Here is a 26334-nt window from a genome sequence, read left to right on the forward strand (position 1 = left end):
TTACTAGTGGGAACGTAAAGTGGTTCTTTCATTCTAAATAGGATCATCATGAAAAGGGTCTTGATGCTGATATCTTTGCGCCAGCAAAGGTTCACATAAAATTACATACCCGATTTGGGTGAAAAGGAGGAATTATTTTGAGTATTAAAAAGAAGTTGAGTATGGGAGCGATGACGGCGGCATTAGGTCTTGCGTTAATTGGTGGAGGAACATTTGCTTATTTTAGTGACACTGCAGTGCAATCGAACACTTTTGCATCTGGAACAATTGATTTAGATGTAGATCCAGAAATCCAAGTTCCAATGGAGAACTTAAAGCCTGGTGATTGGATGCCTAGGTCGTTCGAGCTTCAAAATAACGGGTCATTAGATATTGCATATGTAGATCTTTCTACTGAGTATCACGTAACAAGAGATGGCGAGTCTGTGAGTTCTGATTTAGCTGATGAATATGGGGAGGCACTTATGGTTCAATTCCTTAAGAATACAACGGGTGATGAACCATACGAAATTTTGTTTGAGGTGTCTTTGAAGGATTTAAGAGATTTAACACCTGAAGATTTAGCTACAAAGGTGAACATAGAGGAAATCATGACTGAAGAAGGGTATGAATATTGGGAATGGATCATTTGGCCGATATTTGGTAAATGGGTCACTGTAGATCCTGTATTTGAAGATGTAGCAGAAGAAGTAACTGGTATCGCAGCAGGTGACACAGCAGACTTTGAAGTACAATTTGCGTTTAAAGATACTGGTGAAGATCAAAACCATCTTCAAAACTTAGATCTTGAACTTACTTGGACATTTGAAGGATTCCAAGGTGAAGGTCAAGAGAAATAAATTTATAAAGGAAAGGTGAGGATTTCTCACCTTTCTCCATATTTATTTTTTATCATAAATCTATAATAGTCATTTGTATATTTATGATAGAAAATAATCGAATTCATAAATGAATGATACATAAGAGGAGGAATGCAAGGTGAGAAGTACACGTTCTGCCATGTACCGTAAGAAATATAGAAAGTTAGTTATTTTTGCACAAATATTAGCAATTTGGTATGCCACGGTCGTGTCAGCATCTTTACTAACATCTGAAACGGTCGCTTATTTCAGCAGTCACTCTCAAACGAATGGAATCATCTCATCTGCAGAATATTGGTGGGATAAAAGTGAACTACAATTTACTGGGAAAAAGACTCAAAATGTAAAAGCGTGTGCTCCAGAAGAAATTAGTGTTGAAATTAAAAACATCGGGTTAGATATGGCTAATATAACTGAGTTTGAAGTTTATTATGTTGAAAGTGGGAATCCTGAAAATCCCCATGGTGAAAAAGTCGGTGATGGTGTAATTGAAGCTTTATCACAAAATGAAGCGGTCCATATAACGTTCATGGCTGAAGAAGGTGGCTTCTACACGTTTAAGGCATTTCAGCGTCCCGGTTTTAATGATGACTATGATGAAAGACAGGAAATATGGAGTGAAATGGTTCATCTTAATTGTAATGCTGCGAAAGAAGAAATTGAAGTACAAGAAGAGAACCAAGTTATTAATAAAAATCAGAATGAAAGCGATGAAGTAGATGGAGAAGAAAATAAAAGTAATGAAAATAAAGAGCAAATAGAATCCGAGGATTCGTCAGACAGTAAAAAGAAAGAAGAAAAGGATGTAGAAGAAAACAAAGATAAAGGAAAGGAAATAGAAAGTGAGTTAGAAGATAAAGACGTTAAGAAACATAATGATGAACAAAAAAATAAGAAGGAAACTGAAATTGACATAAAAGGGAATAAAACTGAAACAGATGAAAATCCACGGGAGGATGACTAATTATGAAGCTAAAAACTGTAAAAAAGTGGGTGAGTGCTCTAGTAAGCTTTACATTATTTACATCACTCATCTTGATGGCTTTTGTCGTTATTTCAACGAAGGCATCCGGTGGAGAACCTGAATTATTTGGATATCAACTTAAAACTGTATTATCAGGATCTATGGAGCCAGAGTTTAAAACAGGGTCGATTATCGCTGTAAAACCTGATGGTGATATGACAAGGTTTACTGAAGGGGACATTATTACATTCATGGAAAATGAGGAGAGACTAGTTACCCATAGAGTCATAGACGTTGTATATAGCGGAGACAACGTGATGTATGAAACGAAAGGCGACAGCAACAATGCTCCTGACAGCAGTTTAGTTTTATCAGAAAATGTCGTGGCTGAATATACAGGATTTACAATTCCGTATATTGGTTATATGGCAAGTTTTGCCCAGTCAAAAGAAGGAGGAGCATTAATGCTCATTGTACCAGGAATAATATTATTGATTTATGCAGGCTTTACAATTTGGCAAGGTCTTTCTCAAATGGAAAAAGAGAACCAGTCAACTAATAATAGTGCCAATATCGAAGAGGTAAAAGAGTCTGTTTAAGTTTGCAACAGTTAATGCCGTAATGAAAGAAGGTGATGTTATGCAAGGAAAGTATAAAGTGATCTTTCAACTAACAACAATTATTATCATATTTTTGTTCATATACTCGAGCATGCACTATCATAATAAGGTGTTTGCTGATACAAACTCCATTTCTATTAGTACGTCTCCTGAGAGCGTACTATTCGATGTCGCAAACCTTAAGCCTGGTGATACGATTACACGAACATTGACTGTGAAAAACAACGGTAATATGGAATATTATTATCATTCAAAAGTAAATCAAACTGGAGGATCGGATAAATTATTTAGGCAGTTTGAATTATCGGTTTTCGACTCTGATGGGATTCTTTTTGAAGGCAATCTTGCACAATTTGGTGGATTCGAACCACGCTATCTAGATATTGGAGACGAAGATGAAATTACGTTTGTAGCTGAGTTTCCTTGGGAATCTGGAAATGAGTTTCAAGGGTTGAAAACAGAGTTTGAAATCGTGCTATGGGCTGATGCTGAATCGGTTCAACCTACTGATCCAAGCGCAGATGAAACAGAATCATCAATAATTGGTGGCAGTTTACCTCAAACAGGTGATCAAATACCATTGTTATATTATCTTATTGGATTAGTACTATTAATAGCAGGATATTTGATGCTTAAGTCGTCGAAACGGTTTGTAAATATGGGAGGAGAGAGGTATTGAAACGGTTACTAGCAACTATGTTAATGGTTGTAGGTACAGCTGTGATCCTCTTTCCGTATTTTCAAGGTCAATATTACGCATCTAATGAGCAAAGCTTAATTAATGAGTTTAGAGAGCTAGATACTATTTTTGAAGATCAAGAAGTGGATACCGAAGAGAGGAGTCTTGTTCTTGAGAGTGCGATGGGGGGTGTAATCGGGACAGCAGATTCGCCTACTAAGATAGAGAATGTCGTCGGTTTGCTTCATATTGAAAAGATTGAGTTAACTTTGCCATTACTCGAAGGTGCGTCTGAAACTAATTTAAAGGTCGGTGCAGGGGTATTAACAAGTACTTCACCTTTTGGCGAGGAAGGCGGGAACACAGGTATTGCTGCACACCGCAGTCATACGTACGGGAGGCAGTTTAACCGTCTCGATGAAATTGAGGAAGGAGATCTCGTCGTAGTTGAGACACGTACAGGAGAGTATCAATTTGAAGTGTTTCAAACTTCTGTTGTGGCTCCAGAAGATGTATCAGTATTACAACCGATCGATCATTATTCAGTCGTTACATTAATTACATGTACACCGGTTATTGATCCGACCCATCGATTAATCGTTCATGCAAAGAAAGGTTAGAATAATAGAAACAGAAAGGCCTCCATAACTCAGAGGCCTATTACTTTTGCTTCATCTTCCATTTGTTGAATTCGAGAAACTCTCTAAACTCTTCTTTAGATACTCCGGAGTCCATTGCTTCCTTTACAAGCTTTTCCCATTCATTATCTAAATGATTTTGAGAAGGCGAATGAGTTTCTGCAACGTGATCTTTTAATAAATGATCAATCGTAATATTTAATTCTGCAGCTACTTTCTCTAAAAATTGCACAGATGGATTTTTTTGAATATTACGCTCTAATGCACTTAAATATGATTTAGCTACCCCCGCTCGTTCAGCTAGTTCAGTTAATGTTAATCCTGCATCTTTACGGTATTTTTTTACATGTTCTCCAATCATAAGCGAAAACCCCTTTTGAGTTCATATACAAGTCCTGTTATATTCTGAATCTTCTTCCTATTTATATCATTCGTTCTTGATACGTTTTTATTGAGGGATTATGTGTGACATCTTATTAGACTTTTTATTTGGTTACACATTATATAGTTACACATACTATAGGACTTCTTGAATATTCGATTATATCAATAATATAGCACATTTTCTATCTGTTTACCTCGTTTTATAAGTAATTTTCGAATTATTTAAACGATCGTCCTGATTACAGAAAATCAGTATCTTTATAAAGAACGAGCAGGCTACAATTTCTGTAACCTGCTCCAAATTTTAATCATTTATTGTCGGTGGATTTACGCCTGTGTTTTGTTTTGGCTGAGGAATTTCACGAAGTACGAAATACATCATGACAATGGCAATAACCCAATAAACCGTAAATGAGAACGGAATAAAGATACCAAGACCTTCTAGAAGAGCAAATAAGATAGTAGGCATTGTAACCGCGTATGCTGATAAAATCCAACAATGCCGGTATCTTAGCTGTGATGCTGTATTACGTTTCATAAACAGTGAAATAAGTGAAAGGGTAAAGATTCCGATAAACTTCATTGCAGTTGTAAAGATATACATAATAACGACAATTAAACCAATAATGATAGGTAGAATGCCGCCGAGACTGTCAGCAAAATCCATTGCTTGATCTTTAGATACATTTAATCCGAGTTGCTGATAGTTAAAGGTTTCGACGACACCGTTCGTAACGAACAGCGCTTCACGTTCTAGCATTGCAAATGCATCACCGTGTTCAGCGACATCGGATTCAGTATATTCTCCAGTAGGGTCAAAAATGATCACACCGTCTGTCTCTTCGATAATGAGTGGATCGTTTACTTCAGATTCGAGAGTACCATTTTGAATAGAGAAATCGGGTATAGTTTCATCTAAATGACTTTCTACATGATTGAACATCGTATTGATCCCGCTACCTAAATAGTAGGCGGCAGGGATACTTGTAATGAACATTAAGAAAAATACATAAAGAATCGTTTTTCCGATTTTTTGAAAACGAAATTTAGCGATCGTTTCTGGTGAATATAAACTTTTTACAAATTGCTGAAAAATATTCATCCTTGCACTCCTTTTTAATTACAGTGTTTCACCTTGAATAGGTATTCAATTTCACATAGGTAATTAGATGCTGTTTTTAATTGAAAAAAGACGTATCGTTGAATACCGAATGGGTCTGTTTTTAATATAAACTATTTTTGGGGATATCGAAAGAAAAGTTGCTTGATAAGCATTGGATTTTTTGTCGAAAGAGTGTAGGATTATGAATGGCAAATATAAAACTTAATAAAATCTTTACAATTGATTAACAAACAGTTAACAAACGACGCGTAATATGAACGACGTGACGAAAGGCGTCGAGTATAGGTACTAAGGGGATGAGCTGGTTGGAATTAGAATTAAGAGATCTTTTATTTATGTTTTTCGGAGGACTTGCAATCTTTCTATTCGGAATCAAATTTATGGGAGATGGCTTACAAAAAGTTGCGGGAGACAGACTGAGAGATATTTTAGATAAATTCACGAGTAATCCGATTATGGGTGTCATTGCAGGGATTATCGTAACAGTACTTTTACAAACGAGTACCGGGACAACTGTACTTGCAATCGGTCTTGTAAATGCTGGATTTATGACGCTAAGACAGTCTATTGGAGTCATTATGGGGGCCAATATCGGTACGACGGTTACAGCTTTTATTATCGGTCTGAAAATTTCTGACTATGCTTTACCGATTATTGCAATCGGGACATTCTTAATATTTTTCATAAAAAATAAAAAAGCGAACAATATTGGACAAGTCTTTTTTGGGTTCGGTGCATTATTTTACGGCTTAAGCTTAATGGGAGATGGATTAAAGCCGTTACGTGAGCTAGAGGCATTTGCTGAATTAACGGTTAGTATGAGTCAAAATCCGCTGTTGGGTGTATTGATCGGTACGATCTTCACTGTCAGTGTTCAAAGTTCTTCAGCAGCAATTGGTCTGCTTCAGCAGCTTTTTGCACAAGGAGCATTGGAGTTAGACGCAGCTCTTCCGGTATTGTTTGGTGACAATATTGGGACAACGATCACAGCTGTTTTAGCTGCATTAGGAGCATCAATTGCGGCAAAACGAGCAGCACTAACACACGTTATTTTTAATGTCGTCGGTACAGTCATTGTTTTACTCGTTATTTATCCATACATCCATTTTATTTCGTTTTTACAAGAAAAATGGGAATTAAACCCTGAAATGACTATTGCTGTTGCACATGGTATCTTTAACTTCTCGAACGTACTAATACAGCTTCCATTTGTCGCTGTATTAGCTTGGATTGTAACAAAGATTATTCCAGGAAAAGAAACGGTAATCGAATACAAAGCACAGCATTTAGATCCAACATTAATTACTCAATCATCGTCAATTGCCTTAGGGCAGGCGAAGAAAGAAACTTTACGAATGGCTGAATTATCTGAACAAGGGTTAAAAGAAGCTTCCCAATTCGTAAAATCGAAGCAAAAGCGTCATGCAGAACTGACGTATCAATTTGAAGATGCCATTAATAATCTTGATCGGAAAATTACCGATTACTTAGTGAAAATCTCTGCAAACTCACTATCTGCGCAAGATTCTGCGCAACACTCTATGCTAATGGATACAGTTCGTGATATTGAGCGTGTCGGAGACCATATGGAAAACCTTATTGAACTTGCTGAATATCAAGTGACGAATAAAGTGAAAATGTCTCAGCTTGCAATGGAAGATTTAAATGAAATGTTTGAGTTAACGATTGAAACGTTACACAAAGCAGTGAAGGCACTTGAGGATGACGATATAGTCGCTGCTAGGTCTGTCGTATTGAAAGAGGAACAAATTGATAAAATGGAGCGTCAGCTACGAAAAAAACATATTATTCGTTTAAATGAAGGAAGCTGTGACGGTTCTGCAGGAATTGTATTTGTGGACATGATCAGTAATTTAGAACGTATCGGCGATCATGCAGTAAACATTGCAGAGGCTGTCATTGGAGAAGAATAAAGAATATTTTTGGGTTGGACCTGCAGTGGTTCAACCCCAATATTTCCCTTAAAAAAACTATCTTGGAAAAATAAATTAAAAAATTTGCATAAAGTTGTTGACTTTAATTTAATGGACGTGCTAATATATTCATTGTCTCAAACGAAAAAAATGAGCTGATGGCGGTGTAGCTCAGCTGGCTAGAGCGTACGGTTCATACCCGTGAGGTCGGGGGTTCGATCCCCTCCGCCGCTACCATGATAGATTTTAGATGACCGTTAGTTCGATTGGTCAGAGCAACGAGGAAAGCTTCGCTGAAAGGCTACGAGTTGTCTCGACGGATCATACTTCGAAGCAAAGCTAGAAGAGGAAGAGACAGACAAGTCGTTCAACATAAATAGGCCAGACATCATTAAGATTAATATCCTTATTAAGGACCCTTAGCTCAGTTGGTCAGAGCAACGAGGAAAGCTTCGCTGAAAGGCTACGAGTTGTCTCGACGGATCATACTTCGAAGCAAAGCTAGAAGAGGAAGAGACAGACAAGTCGTTCAACATAAATAGGCCAGACATCATTAAGGTTAATATCCTTATTAAGGACCCTTAGCTCAGTTGGTCAGAGCAACGAGGAAAGCTTCGCTGAAAGGCTACGAGTTGTCTCGACGGATCATACTTCGAAGCAAAGCTAGAAGAGGAAGAGACAGAAAAGTCGTTCAACATAAATAGGCCAGACATCATTAAGGTTAATATCCTTATTAAGGACCCTTAGCTCAGTTGGTCAGAGCAACGAGGAAAGCTTCGCTGAAAGGCTACGAGTTGTCTCGACGGATCATACTTCGAAGCAAAGCTAGAAGAGGAAGAGACAGACAAGTCGTTCAACATAAAATAGGCCAGACATCATTAAGATTAATATCCTTATTAAGGACCCTTAGCTCAGTTGGTCAGAGCAGACGGCTCATAACCGTCCGGTCGTAGGTTCGAGTCCTACAGGGTCCACCATATTATTTACCTACATAGTATCATTTTTTACGGAGGAGTACCCAAGTCCGGCTGAAGGGATCGGTCTTGAAAACCGACAGGGGCTTCACGGCCCGCGGGGGTTCGAATCCCTCCTCCTCCGCCATACATAATTATTCAACTCACTGTAATGTTAAACAGTGAGTTTTTATTCATTTTAAACAGGTTAATCATAAATTGAGGTGACAGTGAAGATGAATGTACAAATCACGTCTAAAGCGATAGCAGAATTAAGAAAAAGAAGTACTGACCTTACTTCGAATGTTTTATTAATAAAATATGATACTGACGGATGTGGTTGTGTGGTCAGTGGTGTTAGTAAACTGCTTGAAATAGAAAATAGCGGAGCGTATGAAAGTGTTCCGTGTGAGCCTAATACGGTCCGCGTTGCGATTGAAGGGCAATATAAATGGGCATATGATAAACAAATAATGATTGATTATTCCGACACAGCAAAAATGTTCCAGTTGAAAAGTCCAAATCAAATGTTAAATCCGCGAATGACGTTCCTTCCTCTTACATAATTATTTGACAATCAGGTAAACTAAGATACCTTTTACAAATAATTAATATTGCAAAGCTTTTTTGTTTGAATCATGAGTCTATTTCTGATAATGTAAAAATGAAAGAGGAATCCTTTTCATCCTGGAAAGGACGTGCCTCTGTGGGATGATGTTGGATTTTATTTCCAATTATTTATCAACCTACATAATATATTAAGGAGGAGATATGAATGGCATTTACACTTCCAGAACTACCATACTCACATGACGCATTAACACCACACATTGATGAAGAAACGATGAAGATTCACCATGGGAAGCACCACAATACTTATGTTACTAAGTTAAATGATGCTTTAGAAGGACACAGTGATCTTCAAGGAAAGAGTCTTGAAGACTTAATCTCTAATCTTGATGCACTTCCGGAAAGTATCCGTGGAGCCGTTCGAAATAATGGAGGTGGGCACTATAACCACACGTTATTCTGGCAAATCATGTCTCCAAATGGCGGCGGTGCACCAACAGGTGAACTAGCAGATGCTATTAATGAGGCTTTTGGAAGCTTCGACAAGTTTAAAGAAGAATTCAAAAATGCTGCACTTACTCGTTTTGGATCAGGCTGGGCTTGGCTAGTTGTAAACAACGGTAAAGTTGAAGTAACAAGCACACCTAACCAAGACACTCCAGTAATGGAAGGACAAACGCCAATTCTAGGAGTAGACGTTTGGGAGCATGCATACTATCTTAAGTACCAAAATAAACGTCCTGACTATGTTGATGCGTTCTTTAACGTCGTTAACTGGGATGAAGTTGCAAAGCGATATGCTGAAGCAAAATAAGTATACTGAAAAGACCTGGCTGCCTCGAGGCAGTTAGGTCTTTTTTAAAAGGTTAAGAAAGTATAAAATTTCAATCTCTCGATTGTTGTCTAGCTTCAGCCAAGAGCGTTACATCACGCAATATTTCGAGTTGTCTCGACGGACAGGACGTCCTAATGCAGCGCATGCCACAGGACGTGGCGTATTGCCCGGTTGACGGATACACTCCAGAGCAATTCTAGTAGAGGAAGAGACAAAGACAAGCTTTTGACACTCCTTTATCTCACTCGGCTCAGTCCGACGAGCATGGACGTTCTAGTATCGGACATGCCACAGGACGTGTCGTTTTGTCCGACCAGTTTTCTTCGTCGATAACCGAAGCCACTTGCTCTTTTTTTAAAAGTTTTACAATTACTAGCTTACATTTATACATAAAAAAGATTAAAATAATATCTTTTTTTGTTGCTTGATGTTTTCGCATATCATCTTATTGTGGTGGCACAATAATGTGTGTGATGTTAAAAGGAGCGTCGGCACATGAAAAAGGTATTAAAAGCGTTTATTGGAGATATAGAAGTAAATAAAGATTTAAAGTTCCTTTTGTTCATTGGCGGTTTGTATGCGTTAAGCATTGCATTATCAAATACGTTTGTAAACGTTTATTTATGGAAACAGTCTGGTGAATTTATGGATCTTGCGATTTATAATTTATCCGTTGTCATTTTACAGCCTCTGACGTTTATTTTAGCCGGTAGATGGGCGAAAAAGATTGATCGAGTAGTGGTCCTGCGTTTAGGGGTTATTTTTTTATCAATTTTTTATTTTACCGTCTTATTTTTAGGAGAAAATGCTGGCCAATATTTAATTCTGCTTGGAGCTTTACTCGGAGTCGGTTATGGATTTTATTGGTTATCATTTAATATCCTGACCTTTGAAATTACCGAGCCTGAGACGAGAGATTTTTTTAATGGATTTTTAGGGATATTAACCTCATTTGCAGGGATGATCGGACCGATTTTTGCAGGCTTCTTAATTACCCATATGGAGAAATTGATTGGTTATCGTGTTATTTTTGCGATTTCACTAGCTTTATTTGTCGCAGCAGTCATCCTTAGTTTTTTCTTGAAACGTAGATCGGCAAAAGGTCAATTCCACTTAATAGATATTGTGAAAATCCGTAAAGAGTACGAAGCATGGGCAAGAATTTTACATGCTCACTTTTTTCAAGGTCTGCGTGAAGGAAGTTTTGTTTTTGTGATTGTCGTATGGGTGTATGTTTCTACAGGAAGTGAACTCGCTTTAGGTACATATGGGTTAATTGCTTCGGCTGTATCATTTATTTGTTATTACTTAGTTGGTCGTTTTATTAAACCTCATTATCGTAAAAAAGCAATCTTAGTTGGTGGAGTTATATTATATTTGGCGATCTTCCTCATTGTTTTTGAATTGAGCTTTGCAAGGTTGATTGCTTATGGGGTAACGATATCACTTGCTTATCCGCTTTTATTAGTTCCGTATGTATCATTGACATATGATGTGATCGGCAGCGGCTGGAAGGCAGCAGAAATGCGAGTAGAATATATCGTGGTACGTGAATTGTTTATTAATGCAGGAAGGATTATATCTATTTTAACTTTAATGTTGTTCATTATTTTGTTCCAGGAAGATAAAGGAATACCCTATGCATTGATGCTGTTAGGAATCGGTCATATGGTCATCTACTGGTGTATTAGAAAAATTAATCTTCCTGAGACTGGTGAAAAGGAAACGTATAGTGTTTTAAAGAAACATTAGAAACAGGAAATAGTATCTATACAAAGGATCAATTATATTGTGAAAAAGATGGTAAAATTCCTTCTTTTCTCCTGCTTTTTCAGGCTGTTCTTATATTGATAAAATAAGTGGATATGATATAATAATAACAAATCAATCTCAATCGTTGCCTGCGGTGTTGGTGAACTTCGAGTATTAATTCGAACCGAACACCAATTCACATTGGGAGCTTAACATTAAAGTTTGGACAACATGCCTCTATGAGGAAGTTGGATATTCTTTTGCAAGCACCCACCTGCCATCGTGCGGGTTCGTGAAATCTGGAAGATAACCGCACATGCGGGCACATTTTTTAGACACCTGCATAAAAGGTGTCTATTCTTGTATGGTCTATTTCCAGAAAAAATGTTTGTTTAAGAATAATTGCACATATGATGGATAAATTGCACTTTGACTATAGAAAAATACGTTAAAATATTTCATAATAGATAAGGATAGAAAGTTGTACGGAAAGGATACATAGAAAGGAATAAATTCAATGACAGAGAAGAAACAAAAGAGAACGCACTTGCCTGTTCGGTTAAATATCATATTTTTCCTCGTTTTCCTCTTGTTCTCCGCACTTATTCTCCGGTTAGGGGTTGTGCAAATTGTACAAGGAGAAGAATATCAAGAACAATTAGAAAGAACAGTTAATATTAGTGTTCCTGTAGAAGCACCACGGGGGCTCATGTATGACCGTTATGGAAATATCGTAGTTGATAATGAATTGATGTTTACTGTGACATACACGAACAGCAATACTCCCCCCGATGAAATGTTGGAAACAGCGATTAAATTAAATGAATACATTACACAAGAGCCGCGAAATATTTATAAACGAGAACTTCAAGACTTTTGGGTATTGTTAAATAGTGAAAGCGAAGAAGAAGGGGAGCTAAGTAAATTTGACGAACTTTTAACGTTAGAAGAGGCAGAGGAACTAGAAATATCAAATGATGAAATTTATAATGAGCGATTAAACCGTATTCCTGAAGAAGAGCTAGAGAACCTGGAAAATTCTCAAGAACATATGGAGGTATTCGGGATATGGCGTGAGTTTAATGCTGGATATAATAATTTGCCACATAAAGTGAAGCGTGGTATTTCATACGACGAAGCAGCAACAATTATGGAAAATCTTGAAGAACTTCCGGGTGTTGATATTATTCGAGATTCCGAGCGCCACTATGTATTTGATGATACGTTAAAAGGTGTACTCGGACAGGTCGGGTCAATTCAGAGAGATGACCTCGATTATTATCTCTCACAAGGGTATTCTCGTAATGAAGAAGTAGGGCGAACATACCTTGAAGCCCAATACGAGTCCGTATTACGTGGAGAAAATGGAAGTCTTGATAATTTTCTTGATCGCAGCGGGAATTTCTTAAGAAATCCAGAAGAACGTCTAGGAAGCAGAGGCAATGATCTCGTTTTATCTTTTGACATGGAATTACAGCAAAAAGTCGAAGAAATACTTGAAAAAGAAGTGGATGAAGCAAGTTCCCAATTTATAGGTGAGAAAGATGCTTACGTTGTAATGATGGATCCGAACACAGGTGAAATCTTATCAATGGCTGGCTACAACAGTGATATCGCTACGTTTACACAAGCATTTGAAATGGGGTCGACGATAAAAGGAGCAACCGTTCTTGCTGGTTATGAAACAGGAGCAATGCCTGTCGGCTCGAGAATTCTAGACAGACCGATTGAAATACCGCAAACACCAACACTTAGGTCACATCGTCCGTTAGGATATATTAATGATTTACAAGCGTTAGAACGGTCATCGAACATTTATATGGCATACGTTGCGATGAATTTAATGAATTATACACCTGGCGTCAGCGGAACGAATTGGAGCAATGTTCAGTCAACGTATGACTTACTTCGTTATTATTACAGCCAATTTGGTTTAGGTGTCAATACAGGAATTGATTTGCCAAATGAGTTTTCTGGTATTAACGGAGGGTATGGAAACCCTGGTAACTTGTTATATTTAACGTTTGGCCAATATGACACTTATACACCGCTTCAACTAGCACAGTATGTTTCAACGATCGCGAACGGAGGCTACCGAATTGCTCCAAGAGTCGTAAGTGAAATTAGAGAACCTGGAGCATCTAGAGGAGAGTTAGGCCCTATTGCACAGCAGCTTGAACCGAAAGTGCTAAATCGCATCGATATGGAAGATTCGTATATTGATCGAGTACGAGAAGGGTTTCGACTTGTTATGCACGGATCAAATGGTACAGCTGCATCTGCTTTTCGTGATGCTGATTACGTTGCCGGAGGAAAAACGGGGACAGCACAGGTATTAGTTGACGGTGAAAGTGCAAACAATCAAGCACTCGTTGGCTGGGCACCATTCGACGACCCGGAAGTAGCCTTTACGGTAATGGCTCCAGGAATGGATATAACGACAGAAACGAGGTTAGCAAACACAATCGGTAGAGACATTTTAGATGCTTATTTTGAATTAAAGGAAAAACGTAATGGACCTGCTCTTCCTGATGATAACATCGATTATGAAGACGAAAATATCAACATGGACGAATAGAGTGATTAACGAACAAAGAAGCACTTACTGTAACGGTGAAGTGCTTCTTTTGATGTATTGAGCAGAAACTATCACAATACTATATACCTATAATTTTTTTTCGTTTCATATAAATAGGACTTTCGATCAATAAAGGCGGTGGGGTATAACTAGCCAATAATAACTGAAAAATGGTCCCAATCATTGGTTTTAGATTTTCTTGTTGATTGCCAAAAAACACGAGACGCCAGCAAATAGCATTTTCATCACGTGCTTCCACAAGGTTCCTGCAGGATGCGGAGGGTTTTGTCTAGCGTGCGAATGTCATCCTCGTTCGATTCCTCCACAAGGTTCCTGCAGGATGCGGAGGGTTTTAGCCTAAGATCTGATTTAGTGAGTTGCTTCGACGGACAGGACGTGGCATTTTGGCCGGTTGACGCAACTACAGAGCAATACTAGAAGAGAAAGAAGCAGGAAAAGCAAGAGATGAAGATCCATCGGGCCGATATTACCCTGATTAGCTGAATCCTTGCCCGCGGCAAAGAAGACACTACGAATGCAAACGAAGTGCAGCACGAGTAGATGTCGCACTTGTACTCTGGAGTGAAAGCGTGCGCCTATAGCGATTTCGAATTCTATGATTATGAAAAGGGATGTCCTCAAAATACTTTTGGCACAGACTATATTAATATGGTTCATAAGGAACTCTGGTGTAAAGTGCCCTTATAAGGGGAAATTAAAACCGCCCGTTTTACGGGCGGATAGTTACTATTATTCAATTCATTATTGCGAAGTAATTGCTTCAACCATCTCTTCAATCGACATATCGCTGGAAACACGAGTTTCTCCTAACTGGATCTGCATTTCTACACCCATGTCAGAAACCGCTGTTTCAAAATCGCGTGCGTTATCGATAATATTTAATCTTTCTAATTGACTGCCGATATCTCCAGAAGTCATCCCTTGTTGGACTGTTATAATCGTTTGATAAATGATATCCCCTTCATTTGATTCATCTGACGACTCTTCGTTTTCTTCTTGCTCATTATCTGATTCGTCACGATCATCTTGTGTTTCTACTAACTCGTCATTTTCTACTCTTAATGAAGACAGTTCATCTGTCATGTCGTTATATTCATCGTCAGCTAAAATAACGTATGATTCTTCTAAAATTGCCATTGCTTCTTCTTCTGATATTGCACGAGCTTGTTCTTCTGTATTTTGGGGACTACTAAGGTAATATGTAGCGGAAAATGCACTAGTCGCTAAAAAGATACCAGCAGCAATACCTCGAAGCTTTTGGTTACTTGCCATTTATTGTTCCTCCTCATTACGAAACATTCGCTAGTATTTCTTCGATTTCTTGTTCACTTTTGTCTGTAAAACTTGCAATTTCCTGTACTGAATAACCTTCTTCATACATGCTTAACACATCGTCACGTGTCAACGGCTTATTATTTAGTTTACTTTCTGTTTCGTCGCTTGAAGGAGAGGTAGAAGGAATCATATATTCTTCTTCCAGTACTTCGACTTTTTTCTTTACTTGATAAAGCTCTTGCATGAATTGAATAGAGAAGTTTTCAAGTTGTTTCTCCATTTCTTTTGCTGGGTCTTTTCGAAAGAATGATAAGACAAACAACAAAATTGCGGTTACAAATAAAATAATAATTAGTGTTTCCATTATGTTTTTCCCTCCAACAATCTTTTAACATAAACCTATCATATAAAAAACTCGGCCGTTAGTGAATACCTTCTTTTTTGGTAATTCGACAATATCTAAAATATACTAAAATCATTGTCAGCATAAGCTATGAAAGTCCTGGGTATTTTGTAGAATCTTGTTCGATATCTTTTTGTGAAATCGGAAAATAGATTTTTTTATCATTGATTAACTTGTCATGGCAGCACTGTGACAATTAATGACAAAAATACCTTCTTGTTGAAGACGCTCATCATAGGTAAGATTAATTTATATCGAAAATGTAATTGGTTGAAAAGTAAATAGATTCGGTTGAATATAAAAAAGCGAGAGGAGAGGATAGCGTGAGTGTAATTCAATCAGCATCAATTAATATATTAAAAGAGATCGTATTAAAAGTAAATGACACATGGATGGAGAAAATATACCCTAATCAATTCGATCATTATTACGAAGCAAAATCTGAGTTAATTGAATGGAAATATATTAAATTAGTTCAATCAGCCCATGGGAAAAAATTGAACAAGCTGTTTATTAGAAGCCTCACTGATCAGCCTATGATCATATCAATATTAGCTCATTGCCATGTACGTTCGGATGGGGTAAAGCCGCTCGTCTATTTTTCACCGACAAAAGAAGCGATTATTATGTATGATGGTGAAAAGTATCATTTATACGGCGGCGCATCCATCGAAGGGAAGGCGAATAAGTTCCATACTGAGTCAGTAAATTTAGAGGTTTGGAACGATCAATCTCCGATCAGGTTTCAACCATTAAAAAATGAAAGTGACGGTTGGGCAATGGAGTATCGATTAAACATTCAACCTAAAGGAATCACATACGTATATGATTGGGAGTTGTCAAATCAGGAGATCTGTGAAATTGAAAAACTGCATAATCATTATGAAAAGGTGTTGGCAGTGAAAAAAGTACATTAACACGCTGAAGAGTCGGAATATTCTTTCTCTTGAATATCTGTTCATGTTCTGCTATTATTTTAAAGGTATGAGTAAGATATGATGTTTGGAGGGATAACAATGCGTGTACAAGTTACTTTAGCATGTACTGAAACAGGCGATCGCAACTATATTACGACTAAAAATAAACGTACGAACCCAGACCGTATGGAGCTTAAAAAATATAGCCCACGTTTAGGTCGTCACACATTACACCGCGAAACGAAGTAAGCAGAGGAAATTTCCTTCTGCTTATTTTTTTTCCTTTCTTTTATCATTTCCGATGAACCAATACGAAAAAATGGACGTATTATTCTTCAAAATAAGGTAACACGTACAGAGCTATTAGCTTTCATAACAATGAAACTATGATAAACTACAAGTAAAAATGAGATCAAAAAGGATGGATTTTCATGAATAAATTACAATTAAGACAAAGGATGAAGGCATCTTTTCATCAATTATCTGAACGTGAAAGACATACAAAGACAAAAAAAATCCACGAGCAATTATATCAGTGGTCTGGCTGGCATCAAGCGGATGTCATTGGAACGACAATTTCTGTTGGAAGTGAAGTAAATACATATACATTGATTGAAAAATGCTGGCAAGAGCGAAAAAGGGTTGTCGTTCCTAAGTGCGAACCTAACAGTAAACAATTACACTTTTATCATTTAACATCTTTTAGCCAACTAGAAGACTCATTTTATGGATTAAAAGAACCGAATCCGGATAAATGCGAACGTATTGAGCCCGCAAATATTCAGTTACTCATCGTTCCCGGGTTAGTATTTGATAAATCCGGGTATCGAATAGGCTATGGAGGTGGTTATTATGACCGTTTTCTAGCTCGAAATCATTTAGAGACGTGTGCACTATGCTATGAATTCCAAATGGTTCATGAAGTTCCTCATGAAGATCATGACATTCCAGTAAGAACGATCATAACGGAGTCAGATTTGATCTCATGTACACAATGATCATCTTGTTCATTAGTGTTTGCCTGTTAGCTTTAGGAGCTTATTACAAACAATCCCTCACGAAAAGTGGTATGTATGCAGCCATTGTGGTAGGTTGTGTAATTAGTTTCAGTCTATCATTTTTTGGTTTAATTGTTTTAGGGGCATTTTTTATTTCGTCATCTCTCATAGGAAAGGTTGTACAGGGGAGTGGAGACACGTTTGAATTGAAAGGTGAAAAACGTGATGCTGCACAAGTACTTGCTAATGGCGGCTGGGCTGCAGTATGTGCATTGTTATATGGATTAACAGATGCAGCAGGCTGGCTATTCGCTTTTGTTGCAACAATATCAGCCGCTAATAGTGATACTTGGGCGTCTGTAGCAGGCAGGTTGAGCCGGTCAAAACCAAGACATTTTCTAACCTTTGATCGATTAGAGCACGGACAGTCTGGCGGTATGACGATCATTGGGACGGTCGGAGCTATGCTAGGTGCTATATTTATTAGTATCATTGCCTGGTCTTTTAATCTCCTCTTTCTTACCTTTGAAATTACCGTCTATTTTGTAGTGTTTACTTCATTGGTTGGCTTTGTAGCTCAATATATTGATACGATCATTGGCGGAACGTTCCAAGTATTGTATCGTTGCTCTGTATGTGGAAATGTAACGGAAAAAGGAGTACATTGCTATCATCCTTCAGTAAAAATTAGAGGAATTCATTTTTTTACGAATGATGTAACGAATCACGTGTGTACTGCTTCAGCTGTCTTGTTTTCTTGGCTGTATATTTCATTCATATAAATAGGAGGGAAAGCTATTGAGTCAAGATTGGTCCCGATATTCAAGACAAATGTTATTTCAACCAGTAGGTGAAAAAGGGCAGGAAATGTTAAGTCGTGCGAAAGTATTGATCGTTGGAATGGGAGCGCTCGGAACCGTTATCGCGAACCATTTTGTCAGAGCAGGTGTCGGACATGTCGTGTTTTGTGATCGTGATTATGTGGAAAAAAGTAATTTGCAGCGTCAACTGCTTTTTAATGAAGAAGATGCTGATCAATTATTGCCAAAAGCGGTAGCGGCAGAACGAGCATTAAAGAAATTGAATACTTCGATTAAAATTGAAGGGCATGTGACAGACATTCATGCTCATAACATTGAATCATTTATGAATGACGTGAACTTAATTATGGATGGGACAGATAATTTCCGTACTCGGTATTTATTAAATGATGTTGCCTATAAATTTGGTGTCCCATTTATTTACGGAGGGGCTGTGAGTTCACGAGGAATGAATGCCGTTTTTATTCCTGGCGAGACCCCGTGTTTACGCTGTATGTTTCCGACCTATGATGGAGCGGGTCAAACGTGTGATACGGTTGGCGTGTTATCACCTGTTGTTGATATCGTTGCCAGTATTCAAGCGATAGAAGGGTTAAAATTATTAACTGCCAACAAACATGCTTTACGTAGTAATTTGGTGACATTTGACATATGGGAGAATGATTCATTCGAAATGAAACTGAAGGAAGTCCATGAACATTGCCCGACCTGTCAGCTGAAGCAATATCCTACTTTAACTGAAGCTGATAGTGATCACATCACTACGCTGTGTGGGAGGGAGACGATACAATTTTTAACGAATAAAGGTCTTAATTTATCTGTTTGGAACGAACGGTTACGAGCTGTAGCTGAAGTGAAAGAAACACCATTTTTGTTACGAGCACATTTACAAGAAGGTGAAACACTTATCCTGTTTCCGGATGGGCGTGTCCTTATCCAAGGAACCGAAGAAATAGCAAGGGCTAAATCGTTATTTTCTAAATACATAGGAATGTAGCCGAATAAATTGTCAAAATTGCCATTTCATCTACCGAAACATAGTTGTGTGTTGTGAAAAAGTGTACAATCTAATTGTAGTGAAATGATGAAGGAAGGTGAATGTGCTTATGGGATACGAAAATAAAACAACTCGTGTCGTTGTGATTGGGACAGGTTATGTCGGGTCAAGCTATTCCTTTTCATTGATGAATCAGCCCATCGCGGATGAATTGGTCTTAATTGATATGGATAAAGAGAAAGCAGAAGGAGATGCAATGGATTTGAATCACGGTTTGCCGTTCGGGTCTCCTATGAAAATATGGGCTGGTGATTATTCTGATTGTGAGAAAGCTGATGTCGTCGTCATAACCGCGGGGGCGAATCAAAAACAAGGTGAAACGAGACTAGATTTAATTGAGAAAAACGTAAATATTTTTAAAGGTATCGTTTGTTCTGTTATGCAATCACGATTTAATGGGATTTTTATTGTTGCCACAAATCCTGTTGATATATTGTCGTATGCGACTTGGCAGTTTAGTGGTCTTCCAATGGAGCGTGTCATTGGTTCAGGAACGATATTAGATACAGCGCGCTTTAGGTTTTTGCTAAGTCAGTACTTTAATATTGATGTAAGAAATATTCATGGCTACATTATTGGAGAACACGGTGACACGGAGTTACCAGTTTGGAGTCAGACACGAATCGGAGTCGAATCTATTGAGCGTTACATGAAAAATCATAAACGTGATGCAGCGAAAGAAGAGTTAGATCATATTTTTGCAAATGTTCGTGATGCCGCCTATCACATTATCGAACGCAAAGGTGCTACACACTATGCGATTGCAATGGGACTTGTACGATTGACAAAAGCGATTCTAAGAAATGAAAACTCGATTTTAACCGTTTCGACAATGTTAAGAGGTGAATATGGGTTAGAAGATGTATACATTGGGGTACCAGCGGTTGTCAATCAAAAAGGGATAGAACGGATTATTGAAATTGAGTTGAATGAAAAAGAACAGCAGCAGCTTACTCATTCAGCAGGTGTATTGAAAGAAGCAATGACTCCTGTCTTTAAGCACTAGATGGTAAACAATGGTCAGCGAATAAAAAAAAGCCTCCTTTGACAACCTAAGTTTAAAGGAGGCGAATTCAACATGCAACGTTGGGTTGGGTTTCTATTCGTGGTTGTTGCGTTTTTCGCAGTAAATCGCTATAAGTACACGCTGTTAAACCTTTTTTTGTCCAGAAAATGGATACGACGATTATCGATTGCATTTGTGATGCGAATACCAGGAGTTCGCGAACGTATGATGTACCAGATGATCAGATAAAAGAACTAATGTATAAAGGGTATACGTTTTTTACGCCTTGATTCCTTAGGAACAGAGGATGAAAAACACTCCTTTTGTACATTAGTTTTTTCATTATTATCTAATTAAATAAAAAGGGAGATAATTCTTCGAAATATCGAATAATCGTTGATATAATATGGTGGAGAGGTGAATATTTGTGAAATGGGAAGGGATTTGTTTTGATTTAGATAATACATTATTTAGTCATGAAAAAGCATTTAAACATGCAATAAAAGCATCTTTTGAACATTATTTATCAAATGTTGTTAAAATGAAGGAAGATCCTATTTCGTTTAACGATTTTTTTAATGTTTTTAAATCGAACAGTGATCGATATTGGAGTATGTATGAAAGTAAAGAGCTTACCGGGAGAGATTATCGAAGATTACGGTTTATGAAAACGATGGAAGCATTCAAATTGCCATCCAGTCATGAGCATGCGGATTTGTTTCACGAATATTATTACAACATCGTCGATGATTTCAGTGAACCTTATCCAGGAATGGAACAATTGTTATCATTTTTAAAAAATAGAAATATCCAATTAGGGATTATCACGAATGGGATGGTAGACACACAATACGGAAAAGTGAAAAAAATAGGTGCAGGTAAATGGATACCGGAAAACAACATCATTGTATCTGAAGAAGTAGGAGTTGTGAAACCTTCAACAGAGATTTTTCGTATTGCAGAAAAAAGGATGAAACTAAGACCAGATCAGCTGTTATTTATCGGCGACTCTTGGAAACACGATGTTGAAGGAGCTAAACAAGCTGGCTGGGAAGCTATCTTTTTGAATTCGAGAAATGAAGAAAGAAATTCTGCAGTAGAACCATTTATCGAATGTCAATCTTTAATAGATGTATACAACGAACTATTAGTTTAAAGGGTCGGGGGTTAACGAATGAATAGACTGACATTATCCCTGAGGTTTTGGGAAATTGTTTATCACCTTGTCGTAAAAGAAAAGATGAGAGTTATACATATAAGTGAACATTCTAATGAGGTTTGGATTGAGGATGATCGTAAGGAGCCTTACCAAATCATTCGATTAGCTCAAAAAGATCTTGATTGGAGTAACCAGTTAAAAGCAGATGTGAAAAAGACTCACGAGCGTGCAAGGCAAGTACGAAAACAGCTTGGATTACGGCAAGCGAATGTCGTAAATGTGATCATTTCACCTTATCCTCCAGTAGATGACTATTCCCAAACAGTAGATCAACCGCTGCCGTTTTCAGCTGGGGGGAAACAGCAGCAACGAACGATTCTTGTCACATTGGATGCCCTCACAAATACTTTTTTTCCCTTAGCGACAGAATGGAAGCTCCATGCTATGCCGACTTTTATTGAGCCAGAGAGTGTCGAAGAGGAAGAGTCGATGCTTAGGTCTTTACGTTATGCTGTTCAACAATCATCAGAAAAAAGGCATGAAGATGAACGTAAGCTTTTCTTTTATGGTAAACCTGTTTTTACTTATATCATGATAAGCTGTATATTGGTGATGTATGCAGTCGTTGAACATTTCGGATCATCGACAAATCCGCAATCATTAATTACTTTTGGAGCAAAATTCAATCCGCTCATTTTAGAAGGTGAATGGTGGCGGTTTTTCTCTGCGATGTTTTTACACATTGGAATACTGCATTTATTTATGAACTCATTAGCACTATTTTATTTAGGAGGAGCCGTTGAACGTATTTTTGGAACGACAAGGTTCATTCTCATTTATTTTCTTGCTGGATTATCAGGATCTGTTGCAAGTTTTGCTTTCAATGAAAATGTCTCAGCAGGTGCAAGTGGGGCAATTTTTGGTTGTTTCGGAGCGTTACTGTACTTTGGGTTTCGCTATCGCCGATTGTTTTTTAGAACGATGGGAATGAATGTCATTGTTATTTTAGTGATTAATTTAGCATTCGGGTTTATGGTACCGATGGTCGACAACGGGGCACATATTGGTGGATTAGTCGGTGGATTTGTCGCTTCTGCCATTGTTGGGCTGCCGAAGCATAAAAATCAGTTGAAACAGCTCCTAGCATTCTTTGGAGGAATCGCTGCACTGACCGCCCTATTATATTATGCTTATGATCAAGAAGAAACTGGTGATTCATATGCTGTCTATTACCAAATAGGTATTGAGCATATGAGAAGTGATCAGTTTGAAGAGGCACGCCCGTATTTCGAACGTGTCGTCCACTCAGAGTCGGTTCGTGACGAAGAGCTGTTAGCTCAAAGTTATTTTCAGCTCGGTTCAATCGAAATCACTGTAGAAAATTATGGTGAAGCTGAGAGCTATTTAGAGAATACGGTTGAGTTGTCACCTGAATTTTTCGAAGGTCAATATAACCTTGCTGTCGTTTATTATTATCAAGGCAAGTATGAACGTGCATACGAGCAGCTGCAAGTGGCAAAAGAATTAAATCCTGACCATGAGCAAGCGATTGAACTTGAAGAAGAGCTAAGTCGTCATATTGAAGCGTCTTAGCTCTTTTTTCTGCAAATTTGTTTATACAAACTGAAAATCTTAGTTCCCTTCTTCGTCTGGAATTAACTGCAATAATTGCTGACCTGATTTATCGCTCGTTTCATATAACACCATTAAATGGGTACGATCATAACTCAAAAAAATAAACGGCATCGTATTTCCGATTGGATCATACGTTTCTTCGGTAAACGTATTTGTACCTAATAAATAATATCTGTACAATCCTTCCCAAAGACGACCAATAACCGCATTCGTTTCTTCTTGTGTAAATGATGGGAGAGGAGATTCCTGAAACTGGACAATATCGATTAATGGAAAAATATAATAAGAATCATGATTAATATTAAATTCTTCAATTAATCCATCAATTGTATAAGTTAATTGCTGATCAATGATTGAATCTAACAGTTCTTGTCCTCTCTTTTCATTCGCAGTTTCGGGTATTTTAAAGTCCATTAACGGTGAAAGCGGTGTGTCAATGACATATAATAAATCATTACTCATCGCTTGTTTACTTTTAATCACGTCATCTGGGTAATGCACCTCTGCATAATGAAATGTAATAGCTTCATATTTTCCGCTGTCTTCACCATGGATCGTTATATTATTTTTCATTTTCTTCGTTTTTTCTTCCCATTCATTTTGAGTATTTACTAATACTCCATTTTCAAAAATAAATCCGATGTCTTGTCGTAAGTATGCCTTTTCATTTGTAGATGATTGAGTTTTCCAATTTAAGTAATATTCATTCTCATCCTTTGTATCAACTAAATTTACAGAAGTTAATGCATCAGTAAATTGAATTTGATCATCTTCTGGAAAATAAATAAACGCCTCACGCATCGGGTTTTTCGAGAAGTGAGGATATAATGCGATTATTATTGCAGCAATAAAGGCGCTTAAAATAAGGATGATCGTCCGTTTCTTCGTTTTTGACATTGGTCTACTCCTCTCACAAGCAAAGCATGTCTACTAGTTTATATGTGAGATGAATTCCTCCTATTCCAAAAAATTTAACAGCGATTGTATGCTGAATGGATTCTTAACCATTGACAAACAATGATAAAGAGGGGGACTAAACATGTCGGACGTAATACAAAGACCAGCTTCAACAGACTTAAAAACGAATGTTACTTATTTAAAAGATCAATTAGGTGTTGATAAGAGTTTTGATTTGGTTCATCTCGATTTATCTTTTGATGGAATTGAAATGGCGATCTTTACAGTTGATGGGTTTGCTAAAGATGAAGCCATTACACAAATTCAAAGAGAATTGAATCATATAAACATTCAAGGTGAAAATATTGATATCGTTGAAAACTTAACGAAGTCACGAATACCATACATTGAATTAGAAACAGAAATAGATTTAGAAGAAGTAGTTATTCAAGTGTTATCAGGTCCAGCAGCTTTAGTTATAGAAGGATATAATAGAATCATTATTATCGATACCCGAGAGTATCCTGTACGTGGACCTGAAGAGCCTGATACAGAACAAGTTATCCGCGGTTCAAAAGATGGTTTTGTTGAAACGCTTGTATTCAATGCAGGGTTAATCCGGAGACGAGTAAGAGATCGTACGTTACGAAATGAATATATAAGAGTAGGGAGAAGATCGCATACAGATTTATGTTTAACTTATGTTGAAGATATAGCCGATGCTGAACTTGTACAATATGTGAAGCAAGCGCTTAAACAAATTGATACTGATGGATTACCGATGGGAGATAAAACGATAGAAGAATATATTTTCGGCCAACATAAAAATCCATATCCACTCGTACGATACACGGAAAGACCTGATGTTGCATCTTCTCATTTGTTTGAAGGTCACGTGTTAGTGATGGTAGATGGTTCTCCAAGTGTAATCATTACGCCTACAACGTTTTGGCATCATTTACAACATGCAGAAGAGTACAGACAAAAGCCTATTGTAGGCAGTGCATTACGTTTTGTTCGTTTTGCTGCCATTTGGATGTCTGTTTTTTTACTTCCACTATGGTATTTATTTGCTGAAAATCCTGAGTTACTTCCTAATCATTTGGCATATATCGGTCCTAACGATATTGGTCAAGTCCCATTATTTGCTCAATTTGTGTTAGCTGAAATGGGGATTGAAATGTTAAGGATGGCAGCTATTCATACACCTTCAGCACTTGCGACTGCACTAGGGCTTGTTGCTGCGATTTTAATAGGAGAAGTTGCGATAGAAGTAGGGTTGTTCTCACATGAAGTCGTGTTATATTTAGCGATTGTAGCTATAGGGTCGTTTGCAACACCTAGTTATGAAATGAGTTTAGCAAATCGGATTGTTCGGATGACTCTATTATTAATCGTTGCCATTTTTCACGTACCAGGATATATGATCGGTTCGTTATTGTTAGTCATGTTATTAGTTTCAATGAAGGCTTACGATACTCCTTATTTTTGGCCATTTATTCCGTTTAATGGTCGCAGTTTTCGTGATGTTATCTTTCGGGCACCAATGCCATTAAAAAATCGCCGCCCACGTGCAATCCACCCGGCTGATCCGGATCGCTAAATGGAACAGGCAGTAACAAATCAAAAAAAGAGGATTCACGAAGGTTACGTGGATCCTCTTATCATTTTAGTCATGATTATAATCAAATGCATCATCTTTTATAAAAATGTCCTCTTGATTTTCCAAAGCATGTGAGGAGGCTAATACGATGCCAATCGGACTGTCATGCCCGTCACTAACGACAGTAAATGGTACAGAATGTTTATTTGCAGCTTGGACATAGTTTGAATAGGAAGGATAATTTAATGAACCATTAATATATAAATGAATATTATTTTTCGTTCGTAACAACCGCTCCACTTCATCATACATCCCTTTTTGACGAACTTGTGTATTCGTAAGGGCTAAATAAACCCTTTCGGCAATTGTGCTTAAAAATAGCTTTCGTTCTTCAGGTCTAATCTCGGGTGAACCGTATATTCCCTTTTGAAGGACTTCTTCAAGTTTATCTTGTGACATTTTGCTCCCTCTTCTCATCTGTTATTATTTTTAAAAAAAAATATAAGAAAGTATAAAATTTCAATTTCTCGACTGCTGTCTAGACTAGCAGGCACGAGCTTCGCCGATAACCAAAGGAGCTTGCGCTTTTCTTGGGATATCATGAAAGTTGTCATGTTCTTGTTCCAACTGGACCGTTAGTAACGGGAATCTT

26 protein-coding genes, 3 tRNA genes and 1 other RNA gene are annotated in these 26334 nt (G+C 37.6%); 24 read left to right on the forward strand and 6 right to left on the reverse strand.

Annotation, left to right across the window (positions count from 1 at the left end; genetic code table 11):
* Positions 1-137 precede the first annotated feature (137 nt).
* From CD001_RS14530 to CD001_RS14550, 5 genes are all read left to right on the forward strand, one after another.
* Positions 138-839, forward strand: a complete 702-nt coding sequence (locus CD001_RS14530; RefSeq protein ID WP_096188399.1) for a TasA family protein — start codon at positions 138-140, stop codon at positions 837-839.
* A gap of 139 nt (positions 840-978) precedes the next feature.
* The gene (gene tapA, locus CD001_RS14535) at positions 979-1824 is read left to right on the forward strand and encodes an amyloid fiber anchoring/assembly protein TapA (RefSeq protein ID WP_096188400.1); all 846 of its coding nucleotides are present in this window, start codon (positions 979-981) and stop codon (positions 1822-1824) included.
* A 2-nt stretch (positions 1825-1826) separates the two neighbouring features.
* Positions 1827-2423 carry a signal peptidase I SipW gene (gene sipW / locus CD001_RS14540; RefSeq protein ID WP_096188401.1) on the forward strand — a complete coding sequence of 199 codons (597 nt, stop codon included), beginning with the start codon at positions 1827-1829 and terminating at the stop codon, positions 2421-2423.
* A gap of 40 nt (positions 2424-2463) precedes the next feature.
* Positions 2464-3123 (forward strand): TasA family protein, encoded by a 660-nt coding sequence (locus tag CD001_RS14545; protein WP_179298754.1) that lies wholly within the window; start codon positions 2464-2466, stop codon positions 3121-3123.
* Positions 3120-3743, forward strand: a complete 624-nt coding sequence (locus CD001_RS14550; protein ID WP_096188403.1) for a class D sortase — start codon at positions 3120-3122, stop codon at positions 3741-3743. Before CD001_RS14545 ends, CD001_RS14550 begins: the two co-directional genes overlap by 4 nt.
* A 40-nt stretch (positions 3744-3783) precedes the next feature.
* Here CD001_RS14550 and CD001_RS14555 read toward each other — a convergent pair whose 3' ends face one another.
* Together CD001_RS14555 and CD001_RS14560 are read right to left on the reverse strand one after the other, a co-directional pair.
* Positions 3784-4122, reverse strand: coding sequence for a helix-turn-helix domain-containing protein (locus CD001_RS14555; RefSeq protein WP_096188404.1), 339 nt, complete (start codon positions 4120-4122; stop codon positions 3784-3786).
* A gap of 327 nt (positions 4123-4449) precedes the next feature.
* Positions 4450-5247 carry a DUF1189 domain-containing protein gene (locus CD001_RS14560; protein WP_096188405.1) on the reverse strand — a complete coding sequence of 266 codons (798 nt, stop codon included), beginning with the start codon at positions 5245-5247 and terminating at the stop codon, positions 4450-4452.
* A 317-nt stretch (positions 5248-5564) separates the two neighbouring features.
* On the opposite strand from CD001_RS14560, the gene CD001_RS14565 reads away from it, so the two are divergent.
* The 9 genes from CD001_RS14565 (at position 5565) to CD001_RS14605 (ending at position 13890) form a co-directional block, all read left to right on the forward strand.
* A complete protein-coding gene (locus CD001_RS14565; protein WP_096188406.1) occupies positions 5565-7202 on the forward strand; it encodes a Na/Pi cotransporter family protein in 1638 nt (545 codons plus the stop codon).
* Between the two features lie 160 nt (positions 7203-7362).
* Positions 7363-7439: transfer RNA gene (locus tag CD001_RS14570), tRNA-Met, on the forward strand.
* A gap of 663 nt (positions 7440-8102) precedes the next feature.
* A tRNA-Ile gene (locus CD001_RS14575) sits at positions 8103-8179 on the forward strand.
* 31 nt (positions 8180-8210) lie between these two features.
* Positions 8211-8303 (forward strand) — tRNA-Ser (locus tag CD001_RS14580).
* 88 nt (positions 8304-8391) lie between these two features.
* Positions 8392-8721 (forward strand): iron-sulfur cluster biosynthesis family protein, encoded by a 330-nt coding sequence (locus CD001_RS14585; protein ID WP_096188407.1) that lies wholly within the window; start codon positions 8392-8394, stop codon positions 8719-8721.
* 209 nt (positions 8722-8930) lie between these two features.
* On the forward strand, positions 8931-9539 hold the full coding sequence (locus tag CD001_RS14590) for a superoxide dismutase (RefSeq protein ID WP_096188408.1): 609 nt from the start codon (positions 8931-8933) through the stop codon (positions 9537-9539).
* Positions 9540-10055: 516 nt separating this feature from the next.
* On the forward strand, positions 10056-11312 hold the full coding sequence (locus tag CD001_RS14595; protein WP_096188409.1) for an MFS transporter: 1257 nt from the start codon (positions 10056-10058) through the stop codon (positions 11310-11312).
* A 143-nt stretch (positions 11313-11455) separates the two neighbouring features.
* Positions 11456-11641: non-coding RNA, 6S RNA (ssrS, locus tag CD001_RS14600), on the forward strand.
* Positions 11642-11829: 188 nt separating this feature from the next.
* Complete coding sequence (locus tag CD001_RS14605; RefSeq protein ID WP_096188410.1) at positions 11830-13890, forward strand: peptidoglycan D,D-transpeptidase FtsI family protein; 2061 nt, start codon at positions 11830-11832, stop codon at positions 13888-13890.
* A gap of 762 nt (positions 13891-14652) precedes the next feature.
* Here CD001_RS14605 and CD001_RS14615 read toward each other — a convergent pair.
* Complete coding sequence (locus tag CD001_RS14615) at positions 14653-15183, reverse strand: hypothetical protein (RefSeq protein ID WP_096188412.1); 531 nt, start codon at positions 15181-15183, stop codon at positions 14653-14655.
* A 16-nt stretch (positions 15184-15199) separates the two neighbouring features.
* Entirely contained in the window at positions 15200-15550 is a 351-nt protein-coding gene (locus CD001_RS14620; RefSeq protein ID WP_096188413.1) for a type II secretion system protein, read from the reverse strand.
* Between the two features lie 362 nt (positions 15551-15912).
* On the opposite strand from CD001_RS14620, the gene CD001_RS14625 reads away from it, so the two are divergent.
* The 9 genes from CD001_RS14625 to CD001_RS14660 all read left to right on the forward strand — a co-directional run bounded on the left by CD001_RS14625 (position 15913) and on the right by CD001_RS14660 (position 23140).
* Positions 15913-16506, forward strand: a complete 594-nt coding sequence (locus CD001_RS14625) for a hypothetical protein (protein WP_096188414.1) — start codon at positions 15913-15915, stop codon at positions 16504-16506.
* 99 nt (positions 16507-16605) lie between these two features.
* Complete coding sequence (gene rpmG, locus CD001_RS14630) at positions 16606-16755, forward strand: 50S ribosomal protein L33 (RefSeq protein ID WP_093047744.1); 150 nt, start codon at positions 16606-16608, stop codon at positions 16753-16755.
* Between the two features lie 182 nt (positions 16756-16937).
* Positions 16938-17504 carry a 5-formyltetrahydrofolate cyclo-ligase gene (locus CD001_RS14635; protein ID WP_096188415.1) on the forward strand — a complete coding sequence of 189 codons (567 nt, stop codon included), beginning with the start codon at positions 16938-16940 and terminating at the stop codon, positions 17502-17504.
* Entirely contained in the window at positions 17492-18286 is a 795-nt protein-coding gene (locus CD001_RS14640) for a DUF92 domain-containing protein (protein ID WP_096188416.1), read from the forward strand. Before CD001_RS14635 ends, CD001_RS14640 begins: the two co-directional genes overlap by 13 nt.
* Positions 18287-18302: 16 nt before the next feature.
* On the forward strand, positions 18303-19322 hold the full coding sequence (locus tag CD001_RS14645; protein ID WP_257009820.1) for a ThiF family adenylyltransferase: 1020 nt from the start codon (positions 18303-18305) through the stop codon (positions 19320-19322).
* A gap of 109 nt (positions 19323-19431) precedes the next feature.
* Positions 19432-20388, forward strand: coding sequence for an L-lactate dehydrogenase (locus CD001_RS14650; protein WP_096188417.1), 957 nt, complete (start codon positions 19432-19434; stop codon positions 20386-20388).
* Between the two features lie 72 nt (positions 20389-20460).
* Positions 20461-20637 carry a hypothetical protein gene (locus tag CD001_RS26455; RefSeq protein ID WP_179298755.1) on the forward strand — a complete coding sequence of 59 codons (177 nt, stop codon included), beginning with the start codon at positions 20461-20463 and terminating at the stop codon, positions 20635-20637.
* A gap of 178 nt (positions 20638-20815) precedes the next feature.
* Positions 20816-21544, forward strand: coding sequence for an HAD family hydrolase (locus tag CD001_RS14655; protein ID WP_179298756.1), 729 nt, complete (start codon positions 20816-20818; stop codon positions 21542-21544).
* 18 nt (positions 21545-21562) lie between these two features.
* A complete protein-coding gene (locus CD001_RS14660; protein WP_096188419.1) occupies positions 21563-23140 on the forward strand; it encodes a rhomboid family intramembrane serine protease in 1578 nt (525 codons plus the stop codon).
* A gap of 39 nt (positions 23141-23179) precedes the next feature.
* Here CD001_RS14660 and CD001_RS14665 read toward each other — a convergent pair whose 3' ends face one another.
* The gene (locus tag CD001_RS14665; protein ID WP_096188420.1) at positions 23180-24079 is read right to left on the reverse strand and encodes a hypothetical protein; all 900 of its coding nucleotides are present in this window, start codon (positions 24077-24079) and stop codon (positions 23180-23182) included.
* A 142-nt stretch (positions 24080-24221) separates the two neighbouring features.
* Here CD001_RS14665 and CD001_RS14670 point away from each other — a divergent pair, with 142 nt between their 5' ends.
* The gene (locus CD001_RS14670; RefSeq protein WP_096188421.1) at positions 24222-25682 is read left to right on the forward strand and encodes a spore germination protein; all 1461 of its coding nucleotides are present in this window, start codon (positions 24222-24224) and stop codon (positions 25680-25682) included.
* Between the two features lie 66 nt (positions 25683-25748).
* Here the strand turns inward: CD001_RS14670 and CD001_RS14675 are convergent, their stop codons facing one another.
* Positions 25749-26141, reverse strand: a complete 393-nt coding sequence (locus tag CD001_RS14675; protein WP_096188422.1) for a YueI family protein — start codon at positions 26139-26141, stop codon at positions 25749-25751.
* Positions 26142-26334 lie beyond the last annotated feature (193 nt).

Origin of the sequence: Evansella halocellulosilytica (assembly GCF_002335745.1) — a bacterium.
GTDB classification, from domain to species: Bacteria; Bacillota; Bacilli; order Bacillales; family Salisediminibacteriaceae; genus Bacillus_CA; species Bacillus_CA halocellulosilytica.